Source organism: Isoptericola sp. NPDC019482 (assembly GCF_040632295.1).
Classification (GTDB): Bacteria; Actinomycetota; Actinomycetes; order Actinomycetales; family Cellulomonadaceae; genus Isoptericola.
Genome location: NZ_JBEYBQ010000027.1, coordinates 48,647 through 59,785, shown reverse-complemented (window position 1 = coordinate 59,785; position 11,139 = coordinate 48,647). Strand labels below are relative to the sequence as shown.

General features: G+C 73.7%; 10 protein-coding genes. 6 read left to right on the top strand and 4 right to left on the bottom strand.

Features of this window, described 5'->3' with window-relative positions; translation table 11 throughout:
• Positions 1-172 precede the first annotated feature (172 nt).
• Genes ABZ493_RS16135 through ABZ493_RS16110 form a run of 6 tightly spaced genes read left to right on the top strand, consistent with a single transcriptional unit; the run spans position 173 to position 6,115 of the window.
• Entirely contained in the window at positions 173-1,141 is a 969-nt protein-coding gene (locus ABZ493_RS16135) for a sugar ABC transporter permease (RefSeq protein ID WP_430583161.1), read from the top strand.
• A 15-nt stretch (positions 1,142-1,156) separates the two neighbouring features.
• Positions 1,157-2,047 (top strand): carbohydrate ABC transporter permease, encoded by an 891-nt coding sequence (locus ABZ493_RS16130; RefSeq protein WP_430583160.1) that lies wholly within the window; start codon positions 1,157-1,159, stop codon positions 2,045-2,047.
• 2 nt (positions 2,048-2,049) lie between these two features.
• Positions 2,050-3,459 (top strand): arabinan endo-1,5-alpha-L-arabinosidase, encoded by a 1,410-nt coding sequence (locus tag ABZ493_RS16125; RefSeq protein ID WP_430583159.1) that lies wholly within the window; start codon positions 2,050-2,052, stop codon positions 3,457-3,459.
• Complete coding sequence (locus ABZ493_RS16120; protein WP_430583158.1) at positions 3,456-4,157, top strand: DUF624 domain-containing protein; 702 nt, start codon at positions 3,456-3,458, stop codon at positions 4,155-4,157. Before ABZ493_RS16125 ends, ABZ493_RS16120 begins: the two co-directional genes overlap by 4 nt.
• A 57-nt stretch (positions 4,158-4,214) precedes the next feature.
• Complete coding sequence (locus ABZ493_RS16115; RefSeq protein ID WP_430583157.1) at positions 4,215-4,835, top strand: metalloregulator ArsR/SmtB family transcription factor; 621 nt, start codon at positions 4,215-4,217, stop codon at positions 4,833-4,835.
• Positions 4,832-6,115 (top strand): MFS transporter, encoded by a 1,284-nt coding sequence (locus ABZ493_RS16110; protein WP_430583156.1) that lies wholly within the window; start codon positions 4,832-4,834, stop codon positions 6,113-6,115. The genes ABZ493_RS16115 and ABZ493_RS16110 overlap by 4 nt, the downstream gene beginning before the upstream one ends.
• Here the strand turns inward: ABZ493_RS16110 and ABZ493_RS16105 are convergent.
• The 4 genes from ABZ493_RS16105 to ABZ493_RS16090 are packed head-to-tail and all read right to left on the bottom strand — an operon-like array spanning position 6,099 to position 11,093.
• Positions 6,099-7,187 carry a LacI family DNA-binding transcriptional regulator gene (locus tag ABZ493_RS16105; RefSeq protein WP_430583155.1) on the bottom strand — a complete coding sequence of 363 codons (1,089 nt, stop codon included), beginning with the start codon at positions 7,185-7,187 and terminating at the stop codon, positions 6,099-6,101. The genes ABZ493_RS16110 and ABZ493_RS16105 overlap by 17 nt on opposite strands.
• A gap of 5 nt (positions 7,188-7,192) precedes the next feature.
• A complete protein-coding gene (locus ABZ493_RS16100) occupies positions 7,193-9,250 on the bottom strand; it encodes a beta-L-arabinofuranosidase domain-containing protein (RefSeq protein WP_430583154.1) in 2,058 nt (685 codons plus the stop codon).
• A complete protein-coding gene (locus tag ABZ493_RS16095; protein WP_430583153.1) occupies positions 9,247-10,134 on the bottom strand; it encodes a carbohydrate ABC transporter permease in 888 nt (295 codons plus the stop codon). The genes ABZ493_RS16100 and ABZ493_RS16095 overlap by 4 nt, the downstream gene beginning before the upstream one ends.
• Positions 10,134-11,093 (bottom strand): sugar ABC transporter permease, encoded by a 960-nt coding sequence (locus tag ABZ493_RS16090; RefSeq protein ID WP_430583152.1) that lies wholly within the window; start codon positions 11,091-11,093, stop codon positions 10,134-10,136. The genes ABZ493_RS16095 and ABZ493_RS16090 overlap by 1 nt, the downstream gene beginning before the upstream one ends.
• Between the last annotated feature and the right edge of the window lie 46 nt (positions 11,094-11,139).

The window sequence follows — 11,139 nt, the reverse complement described above, 5'->3', positions numbered from 1 at the left end:
TCCTGTTTCTTCAGTTCAGATGTGTGCGCTACCTCTCGGCCGCGGCGTCGGGCTCCGCCACCGGACCCGCCCCCTCCGCTCACCGCGCGGGGCGGCCCCCCCCCCCGGCCCCCCCCCACCGCTCACCCCTCGCGCGTCCCCCCTCGCACGTCCCTGGACGAAGGAGTCTGCGATGACGTCCACCGCCACGCCGGCCACGGCCGGCACCCGCGCCCCGGCGCCGGACCACGCCCCCGCGCCGCCGCGGCGCGGCGGGAGCTCGCGGCTCCACCGCACCGAGAAGAGGTGGGCGCTCCTCTTCGTGGCCGCGCCCGTGCTCGGCTACCTGCTCTTCATCCTCTACCCCACCGGCTTCGCGCTGTACGCGTCGCTGACGCGGTGGAACGGCCTGGGGCCGATGCAGTTCATCGGGATCGACAACTACGTCGCCCTGATGGGTGACGAGCGGTTCCGCCAGACCCTGTTCAACACGTTCTTCTACATGATCGGCATCCCGATCGGCCTCGCGCTCTCGCTCGCGCTCGCCGTCATGATGAACCGCCGGATCATCGGCCGCACGGCCTTCCGCACCATCTACTACGTCCCCGTGATCTCGTCCATCGCCGCGGTCGCGATCCTCTGGCAGTGGGCGTACAACGGCGACTTCGGCCTGGTGAACCAGTTCCTCGAGCTCTTCGGCATCGAGGGGCCGAACTGGCTGGCGGACCCGGTCTGGGCCAAGCCCGCGATCATCATGATGGCGGTCTGGAAGGGGCTCGGGTACTCGATGCTCCTGTACCTGGCGGCGATCCAGTCCGTGCCGCGGTCGCTGTACGAGGCCGCCGAGCTCGACGGCGCGGGCGGCTGGCAGAAGTTCCGCTCCATCACGCTGCCGATGGTGCAGCCCGTGACGTTCTTCCTCGTGGTCACCCAGGTGATCGGCGGCGCCATGATCTTCATCGAGATCCAGATCATGACCCCCACCGGCGGGCCGGAGTACTCCACGGCGTCCGTCGTCTACCACATCTGGCTGCAGGCGTTCCGGTACCAGCAGATGGGCTACGCCACCGCGATGTCCGTGGTGCTGGGGCTCCTCATCCTCGTCATCACGCTCATCCAGTTCCGCCTGAACCGGCGCAACGCCGGCTTCGTCATCGACTGAGGCCAGGGAGACACCATGACCACCACGACGGCCGGCACGGCTCCCGTCACGCCCGGCGCCCGCCTGGGCCGCACCACCCGCTCACGCCTCACCGACACGATCGTGTGGATCGTCCTGGCGGCGGGCGCGATCTTCATGATCGCCCCGCTCGTGTGGATGCTCTCCACGTCCCTGAAGACCAAGAACGAGGTCTTCGCGCTGCCCCCGGTGTGGATCCCGGAGGTGCCCCAGTGGGACACCTACGTCCGCATGTGGACCGACTCGTACGTGCTCGACGGCATCCGGAACTCGCTCGTGGTGTCGCTGAGCGTCACCGTGATCGGGACGTTCACCTGCGCGCTGGCGGCCTTCGCCCTCGCGAAGATGCGGATGCCGTTCAAGAACGCGATCTTCATCGGCCTGCTCACCGGCATCATGATCCCGTTCCCGACGATCATGATCCCGCAGTTCGTCATGTTCTCGAAGATCGGCTGGGTGGACACCCTGTGGCCGCTCATCGTCCCGGCGATCTTCGGCAACATCGTGATGATCTTCTTCCTGCGCCAGTACCTGTCGAGCGTGCCCGACTCGCTCGTCGAGGCGGCGAAGATCGACGGCGCCTCCTACTGGCAGATCTTCTGGCGCATGATCATGCCCATCATCCGCCCGGCCGTCGCCGCCCAGTTCATCCTCTGGTTCATGGCGGTCTGGAACGACTACCTGGCGCCGATCCTCTACCTGAACACGCCGGAGCGGCAGACGCTGCAGGTGGTCATCGCCAACATGAACGTCCAGTACGCGACCCAGCGCGACTACCCGCTGATCATGGCCGCGTCCGTCGTCGCCGTGCTGCCCATCCTCGTCGTCTTCCTCGTCTTCCAGCGGCAGATCATCGAGTCCGTCGCCCTCACCGGGACGAAGGGCTGACGATGACGGACATCACGACGGACATCACGACAGACACGGCGACCCCCACCGCGACCACTACCTCCCTCGACACGTCGGCCTGGGGCGGGCGCCACGTGCACGACCCCACCGCCGTCCGCGACGACGACGGCGTCTACTGGCTCTTCTCCACCGACGCCCGCTCCGACGGCCCCGTCCGCGGCGGCGTCCAGGTGCGCCGCTCCGCCGACCTGGTGACGTGGGACTTCCACGGCTGGGCGCTGCCCGGCGTGCCCGCCCCCGCGGCCGACTGGTCCGGTGCGGAGGGGCTCTGGGCCCCCGAGGTCGTCCAGGTGGCGACCGCCGGTGGACCCGTGTGGCGGATGTACTACTCGGCGTCCACGTTCGGTTCCCGACGCTCCGCCATCGGGCTCGCGGAGGCGCCGCACCCGGCCGGCCCGTGGACCGACCGCGGGATCGTCGTGGCGAGCGAGCACGTGGAGCCGCCCGCCGGCCTCGGGCACCCGAACGCCATCGACGCCAACGTCGTGACGGAGCCGGACGGCTCGCAGTGGCTCGTGTACGGGTCGTTCTTCAGCGGTATCCACGTGCTCCCGCTCGACGCCGCCACGGGGCTCGTGGCCGACGGGTTCGCGCCCGCCGCCGGCGAGCTGCACGCCGCGCCGGGCCGCCTCCTGGCGCGCCGGGCCCGGGCCGCCGACGGCGCGGTCGAGGGCGCGTTCGTGCTCCCCCGCCCCGGCGGCGGCTGGGCGCTGCTCGTCTCGTACGACTCGCTCGGCGGGAGCTACCACCTGCGTGTCAGCGCCGGCGACGCCGTCGCCGGACCGTACCGCGACCGCCGCGGGCTGCTCCTGACCGACGTGGACGCCGACCCGTGGTCGGTGGGCGTGCCCGTGCTCTCCGGGCACCGGCTCGCCGACGGGCCGGGGGTCCTCGCCCCCGGCCACGCGTCGGTGCTCAGCGAGCGGGTCCCGGCCGCGGTGCCCGAGGCGGGCACGCACGCGCGCCAGCTGCTGGTGCACCACGTGCGCGACGCCGACGCCCCCACCGAGCACCGGCTCCAGCTGCGCCGCCTGGTGTGGACGCACGACGCCTGGCCGCTCGTCGCGCCGCAGCCGTGGGCCGGCCCCGGGCGCGAGGTGGACGACGTCTCCCGCTGGCCGGCCGACCCGGCCGTCCTCGACGGCCTGTGGGAGCAGCTCACCCCGGGCACCGACCCGACGCGCGTGCAGGACGGCGTCGTCGGCCCGCTCGAGGCCCGCACCGCGGTGCGCGCCCTGGGGGGCGGACGCTTCGCGTGGACCGCCCCCGACGGCGCGGCGGTGTCCGCCGTGGTGCACCCGGCGTGGGACGCCGTGCGCGACCGCGCCACCCTGTGCCTCGAGTCGCTCGACGACGCGGGCCGGGTCACGCTCGCGACGAGGCTCCCGTGACGGCCCCCGCGCCGGGACACGCGCCCGACCGCGCCGCGGTGCACACCCCCGGGCGCACCGCCGTCGCCGAGGCCGAGGTGCCCGGCTGGGCGGGCGGCGTCATGCTCGCGCTGCGCTGGGTGACGCTGCTCGTGGAGATCTCCGCCATGGTGGTGCTGGGCACCCTCGCCGGCGGCGTGCTGCTCGGCCTCGGGCCGGCCCTGCGCGCGGGCGGCGTCGTCGCCGCGCGGATGACCGCGGAGCCCACGCCGTGGCGCACGTTCTGGCGCGCCTGGCGCGACGGGCTCGGGCGGTCCGCGGCGCTCTTCGCACCGGTGTGGGTCGTCGGCGCACTGCTCTGGCTCGACGGCGCGGCCCTCGGGCTGCTCGACGGGCCGGCACGCGCCCTCCTCACGGGCGGGCTGCTGGCCGTCGGCGCCTGGGGCGCCGTCGTGCTCGCCTGCTGGCCGGCGGTCGTGACGCGGTACCGGAGCAGGGCCGCCGCCACGTGGCGGCTCCTGCTGCTGCTGCCCCTGCTCGCCCCGACGACGGCGCTCGCGGTGCTGGTGGTGACGGCGGCCGTGCTCGCCGCCGCCTGGGCGGTGCCGCTCCTGGCCGCCCTCGTGGGCCCCGGCTTCTGGCTGTGGGCCACCGGACGCCTCGCCGCCGACCGCCTCGACCGGATCGACGCCCAGGTCTCCGCGGGCACCACGGCCTGACGGAAGGCATCCACAAGAACTCTTGTACAACACCTCTTGTAGGTCTACGGTGGCGGGATGACACCGTCCCCCGGCCCTGACGCCGGCACCCCCCACGGCGGCGAGGCCGAGCAGCACGAGGTGCGCACCGTCACCGAGGCGAAGGCGCTCGCCGCCCTCGCGAACCCCTATCGGGCCCGCCTCATGGACGCGCTCAAGGTCGACGGCCCCTCCACCGCCTCCGCGCTCGCCCGCCGCACCGGCCAGGCGGTCGGCAGCGCCAGCCACCACCTCAAGGTGCTGCACGACGCCGGCCTCGTCGCCGAGGCCCCCGAGCTCGCCCGCGACCGTCGCGAGCGCTGGTGGCGGCTCGTCGCCCCGCGCCTGCGCTGGTCCCGCCAGGAGTTCGCGGCCGACCCCGCCGCCGTCACCGCCGCCGAGGCCGCCGAGGCCCTCCACCTCCAGCGGCAGCTCGACCGGGTCCGGGCGTGGCAGGCGAACGCCGGGTCGGCGCCCGAGTGGGACGCGGCCGCGTTCGCCACCGAGACGTGGGTGCACCTCTCCCCCGCCGAGCTCGCCGCGCTCGGCGAGGAGATCACCGCCGTCCTCGTGCGGTGGGCGGAGCGCCCGCGCCCGGACGACGGCGTCGAGCGCGAGCCCGTGCTCGTCTTCGGCCGCGGGTTCCCCGCGCAGCCATGACCGCCGCGACGGCCCGGGACGCCGCCGTCGTGCCCCTCGACCACAACCGGGGGTTCCGTCGGCTCTGGTTCGGCGAGGGCGTCAGCGTGCTGGGCAACGCCACCACGTCGGTGCTGCTGCCCCTCGTCGCGGTGCTCGAGCTCGACGCGGGGGCCGCGGTCGTCGGCCTGCTCACGGCGGCGGCGTGGCTGCCGTGGCTCGTGATCGGCCTGCCCGCGGGGGCGTGGGTCGACCGGCTGCCCGCCCGCGCCGTGATGATCGCGGCCGACCTGGTCGCCGCCGTCGCCATCGGCAGCGTCCCCGTCGCCGCCGCGCTCGACGTGCTGACCCTGCCGCACCTCGTCGGCGCCGCGCTCGCCGCGGGCGTCACGACCGTCTTCTTCCGTACCGCCTACACCGTCCTCCTCCCCCAGGTGGTGCCCGACGAGCAGCTCGAGGCCGCGAACGCGCGCCTGCTCGGCACGGAGTCGGGCATGCAGGTGGCGGGGCCGGGGATCGGCGGCGCGATGGCCCAGGCGCTCGGCGCCGCCGCCGGGCTGGCCCTGGACGCGGCGAGCTTCCTCGTCTCGGCCCTGTGCCTCTGGCGCGTCCGGCCGGAGCGGCAGCCGGAGCGGCAGCCCCAGGCGCCGCTGCGGGTGCGCATCCGCGAGGGCGTGGCGTTCGTGGCCTCCGACCGCTACCTGCGCTGGTTCGTCGTCGTGGGCGGGATCTCCAACTTCGGCCTCACCGGGTACACCGCGCTGCTCGTGCTGTTCCTCGTGGACACGGTCGGCCTCGGCCCGTCCGCGCTGGGCGTCGTCATGACGGTCGGCGCGTGCGGTGGGCTGCTCGGCGCGACCGTGGCCACCCGGCTCAGCCGGCGTCTCGGCAGCGCCCGCGCCACGGTGCTGCTGATCGTCGCCGGCGGCCCGCCCGCGCTCCTGGTGGGCCTCGGGGACGACGGCGCACAGGTCGCGTGGACCGTCGCCGGCCTCTTCCTCGTCGGGCTCGCGGTGGTCGCCGGGAACGTGCTGCGCGGGGCATGGCGGCAGCGCTACGTGACGCAGCCCCTGATGGGTCGCGTCGTCACGACCAGCCAGTTCGTCAACTTCGGCACGATGCCGCTCGCCGGGCTGGCCGCGGGCGCCCTGGGCGAGGTGCTCGGCGTCCGCGAGACCGTGCTGCTCATGGCGGCGGTGCACTGCGCCGCCTGCCTCGGCGCGCTGCGCAGCCCGCTCCGCGGCCTGCGGGAGATGCCGGCACCGCGCCAGGTGCCGCGGGTCGTCACGCCGTCGCGCTGACCGGCGACACGATCTCCTCGCTGCCGCCGGGCTGGACTGCCACCACCTTCTCCATGCCCTCCGCGGCGTCGCCGGTGGACTCGCGCCCGACGACCCGCGAGCCGGTGACCACGCGCCGGTACGGCCGGTCGGAACCGCCCGCGATCCGCTCGACGAGCAGGTCCACCGCCGTGCGGGCGATCTGCTCGCGACCGGGGTCCACCGAGCTGAGGGTCGGCACGGAGTAGCGCACGTCGTCGACGTCGTCGAAGCCGATCAGCGCGACATCTCCCGGCACGTCGATCCGGCGGGCGTGCAGCGCGTGCAGCGCGCCGAGCGCCATCGCGTCGTTGAGCGCGAAGACGGCGTCGATCTCGACGCCGGAGTCGAGCAGCCGGCCCATCGACTCCGACCCGGTCGAGCGGTGCCACAGCCCCGCCTCGCTCACCAGCGCCGGGTCGTACGGCAGCCCGGCGGCCTCCAGCCCCTGCCGGTAGCCCTCGGTACGCAGCGCCGCGGAGCCGACCCGCTCGCCCTCGTGTGCGCCCACCACGGCGATCCGCGTCCGCCCGAGCGACGCCAGGTGCAGCGTCGCGGCACGGGCGGCGGCCACGTTGTTCATCGTCACGTGGTCGGCGGGAGCGTCGAAGACGCGCTCGCCCAGCACCACGAGGGGGAAGTCGACGGTGAACAGCCCGACGTCGTCCTGGCCCAGCGCCAGCGGCGAGAAGATGACGCCGTCCGTGAGGTGACGTCGCCGGCCGTCGAGCAGCTCGATCTCGCGCTCGCGCACCGACCCGGTCTGCTCGATGAGCACGGTGAGGCCCTGCTCCTCGGCGGAGCGGATCACGGAGTCGGCGAGCTCCGCGAAGTACGGGAGCTTGAGCTCCGGCACGGCCAGCGTGATCATGTCCGTGCGCTGCGTGCGCAGGTTCCGGGCCGTGGTGTTGAGCCGGTAGCCGAGGTGCTCGATGGCCTCCTCGACGCGCCGGCGCGTCTCGGGCCGGATGTGGGGGTACCCGTTGACGACGTTCGACACCGTCTTGATCGACACGTCCGCCCGCTGGGCCACGTCGTGCATGGTCACGCGCATGCCGCTCACCTTCCCGACCGCCGTCGGTCGCCGGGCCGCAACGACGCCGCGGCCGGGATCCAGACCCGCATCGGACCCTCTCCTCGATTGCCCCACACAGCGTAGGGCACCGCCCGGACCTGCAGGTCCGTGGCCTCTACCGGCGCGTCGTCGGGCGTCGCGTCGATGTTCACGTCGCGGTAGAGCGGCAGGCCCTCCGACGGCGTCGCGCGCCCGGTCCCGACGAGCGTCGCGCCCACGCCCAGGGCGTCGTCGGCCGGCCCGACCTCGAGGCCCGCGGCGAGGTCGAGCGTGACGTCCTCGAGGACGACGCCGGGGTGGTCGACCTGCTCCAGGCAGTGCACCACCGGTCCGCGGGCCAGCGCGACGCAGCCCCGCACGGCGTCCACGTGCGGGTGCGCGCCGATCGCGCGCGGCTCCATCGGCAGGCTCAGGCGCACGCGGCGCGCGCCGGCACCGACCCGCAGGTAGCCGCGGGCGTCGAGCGCGGCGGCGACGTCGACGGGCTCGCCGTCCACGTCGAGCCGGGTGCGCGCGACGTCGGCCCAGCCGGGCAGCCGCAGCGCGAGCGGCACCGGCGACGGGGCGTCCGCGGTGAGGACGACGTCGCCGTCCCACGGGTAGCCGGTGCGCATCGCCAGGCGGACGACGTCCCCCGCCGCGGTGCCCGCCCCGAGGTCCGCCTCGAGGTCCGCGTCGAGGTCGGCGTCGGCGTACAGGTGCACGGCGAGCGCGCCGTCGTCCGCGTCCCGGGTCGCGACCATCGTGTGCAGCGTCGCGACGAGCCGCGCCAGGTTCGGCGGGCAGCAGGCGCAGGCGAACCAGCCGCGCCGGCCGGAGGCCTGGTACTCGTCCGCCCCGTCGTGGCCGGTGCGGACCTGCAGCGGGTTGGAGTAGAAGAAGGCCGTGCCGTCCGTCGAGGTCGCCGCCGCGACCACGTTGAGCAGTGCGTGCTCGAGGGAGTCCGCGTACCGCGCCTCGCCGGTGGCGAGCAGCATCCGCCAGTCCCACAGCACGCTCGCCACCCCGGCGCACGACTCGGCGTACGCGCGGTCGGGCGGCAGCTCGAAGGGGTCGCCGAAGGACTCGTCCTTGTGCCGCGAGCCCATCCCGCCGGTGACGTACGTGCGGCGCCCGTGCGCGTCGTCCCACTGCGCCGCGGCGGCCGCGAGCAGCGCCTCCTCGCCCGTCTCCAGGTAGAGGTCGACGACGCCCGCCAGCAGGTAGAGCTGCCGCACGGCGTGCCCGGCCACCTCGTCCGCGTCGCGCACCGGCGTCGCGTCCTGGTGGTAGGCGGGCTCGAACGGGCCGGACCCGAGCCGCCCGTGGCCGCGCAGCTCGAGCATGCGGCGGGCGGCCTCGCGGTACGCGGGGTCGCCCGACTCGCGGTACAGCTCCACGAGGGCCGACTCCACCTCGGGGTGACCGCACACGAGCTCCTCGCCGGCGGCCAGCCGGGCCACGACGTCGTCGGCCCACGCCAGCGCGACGTCGAGCAGGTCGTCCTGGCCGGTCGCGCGCGCCCGCGCCACGCCCGCCTGCGCCAGGTGGCCCAGCACGTACAGCTCGTGCCCCCACCGCAGGTCGGCGTACGGCTCGGGCGACGGCGCGGCGCCCGCCGAACCGTCGGTGCCGTCGGAGCCCAGCACGTGGGAGTCGAGGTAGCCGGACGGCGCCTGCACCCGGCGCAGCAGGTCGACGACGCGCCGCACCTCGTCCTCGTGCCGCGGGGCGCCGGCGCGCGCCGACTCCCAGGCGACCGCCTCGAGCGTCTTGTGCACGTCCGAGTCGGCGAAGTTGAAGCCGCGGTACGGGCCGGCGTGGTGGTCGGGATCGGCGGGGTCGAGCAGGCGGCGCAGGTTGTCCAGCGCGCCGGACGTCTCGAGCGCGTCGAGGCAGTGCGGCAGGGTGGCGGCGGCGTTGCGCTCCTGCCACCGCCCCAGCAGCCCGGACGCCCCGAGCCGCACCGCCGCGGCGGGCAGCGGGCGGGTGCGCGCCGCGGGCAGCGCGCCGCCGACCGGGCCGACGCCCGCCGTCGTCGTCCTGGGCGCCGTGCCGATCACTTGATCGACCCGAGCGAGAGCCCGCCCTGCCAGTACTTCTGCAGGCCGAGGAACGCCACGACCAGCGGCAGGATCGACACCAGCGCGCCGGTGGTGATGAGGTTCCACACCTGCTCGCCGCCTGCGCCCGCGTTGGACAGCGCCTGCCACTGGTTGATGCCCACCGTGACGGGCAGCAGCTGCGGGTCGCGCAGCACCGCCAGCGGGAGGAAGAAGTTGTTCCACGTGGCGACGGTCGTCAGCAGCAGGACCGTGACGAACGCCGGCCGCAGCAGCGGCAGCGCCACGCGGAAGAACAGGCGCAGCTCCCCCGCGCCGTCGACGCGCCCGGCGTCGAGCATCTCGTCCGGGATGGCGTCGACGGCGTACACGCGCACCAGGTAGACGCCGATCGGGCTGAGCAGCGACGGCAGGATCACGGCCCACATCGTGTTGATCATGCCGAGTTGGCTGAGCAGCACGAACGTCGGGATCGTCAGCGCCGTGAGCGGCACCATCACGGAGCCCAGCAGCATGGAGAAGTAGAGGTTGCGCCCCCGGAACCGGTACTTGGCCAGGGCGTACCCGGCCAGCACGGCAAGCACCGTGGACCCCACGCCGCCGACGATCGCGTACACGAACGAGTTGCGCATCCACGTCCAGTAGATGCCGCCCTGGTACGTGAACAGCTGCTTCACGTTGTCCCACAGCGCGAACTCGTCGTTGAACCACAGGGCCCCGCCGGAGCCCACGAACAGGCCGCTGTTCGACTTCGTGGACCCGACCACGAGCCACCACAGCGGCACGACGAAGTACACGACCGCGAGGAGGAGGAACAGGTGGGAGCCGATCCGGCGCTGTCGCGGCCGGCGCGAGGTGGACTGCTGCGTCGTCACGGTCGTCATCACTTCAGTCCGCTCTGCTTGCGGGTGGCGTACAGGAACACGTACGACCCGATGAATACGAGGATCCCCAGCGCGAACGCGATCGTGGACGCGTAGTTGAACTGGCTGTAGGAGAACGCCATCGAGTACGCGTACATGTTCGGGGTGTACGTGGTGGGGATCGCGCCCTGCGCGACCGACCGCAGCACCGTCGGCTCGGTGAAGAACTGCAGGGTGCCGATGAGCGCGAACACCACGATCATCACCATCGACGACGCGATCATCGGGATCTTGATGCGGAACGCGATCGCCGCGTTGCCCGCGCCGTCGAGCTTCGCCGCCTCGTAGATCGAGGGGTCGATCGCCCGCAGCGCGGCGTAGACGATGATCATGTAGTAGCCCACCCACTGCCAGGTCACGATGTTGACCAGCGAGCCGAAGACGAGGTCGCGGCTGAGGAAGTCGGGGGCGGCCAGGCCGAAGATCCCGAAGACGTCGCTCGCGGGGCCGAAGCGCGGGCTGTACAGGAAGCCCCACATCAGCGCGCCGATGACGGCGGGGATGGCGTACGGCACGAAGACGAGCAGCCGCGACGCCTTCGACAGGCGGGTGGCCAGCGTGTCGAGCACGAGCGCGATCGCGACGGCGAGGCCGATCTGGATCGGCACCATGACGAGCACGAACCGGCCCACCCGCGCCATGCCGGACAGGAAGTCCGCGTCGGTGAACACGCGCACGTAGTTGGCGACGCCGGTGAAGACGCTCTCCCCGCCGGTCGCGATGCCCTTGGTGTGCAGGCTGAGCCAGAACGCGTACGCGAGCGGCACCAGCAGGAACAGCACGAACACGACCGTGAACGGGGCGAGGAACAGCCAGCCCCACCACTGCCGCTTCGTGTCGAGCAGGCTCTGCCCGCGCCGTCCGCCCGGCGTGCGGGCGCGCTGCGCCGTCGCCGGCGCGGAAGTCGTCGAGGTCGTCAAGGAGCCCCCTCCGGTCAATGCGGTGCCTGTCGACCCTGTGCTAGTC

Excerpts from the sequence above, each read along its gene's own strand:
- ABZ493_RS16110 (WP_430583156.1), top strand. The coding sequence starts at position 4,832 with ATGACCGCCGCGACGGCCCGGGACGCCGCCGTCGTGCCCCTCGACCAC.
- ABZ493_RS16115 (WP_430583157.1), top strand. The coding sequence starts at position 4,215 with ATGACACCGTCCCCCGGCCCTGACGCCGGCACCCCCCACGGCGGCGAG.
- ABZ493_RS16135 (WP_430583161.1), top strand. The coding sequence starts at position 173 with ATGACGTCCACCGCCACGCCGGCCACGGCCGGCACCCGCGCCCCGGCG.
- ABZ493_RS16105 (WP_430583155.1), bottom strand. The coding sequence starts at position 7,187 with ATGCGCGTGACCATGCACGACGTGGCCCAGCGGGCGGACGTGTCGATC.
- ABZ493_RS16125 (WP_430583159.1), top strand. The coding sequence starts at position 2,050 with ATGACGGACATCACGACGGACATCACGACAGACACGGCGACCCCCACC.
- ABZ493_RS16095 (WP_430583153.1), bottom strand. The coding sequence starts at position 10,134 with ATGACGACCGTGACGACGCAGCAGTCCACCTCGCGCCGGCCGCGACAG.
- ABZ493_RS16130 (WP_430583160.1), top strand. The coding sequence starts at position 1,157 with ATGACCACCACGACGGCCGGCACGGCTCCCGTCACGCCCGGCGCCCGC.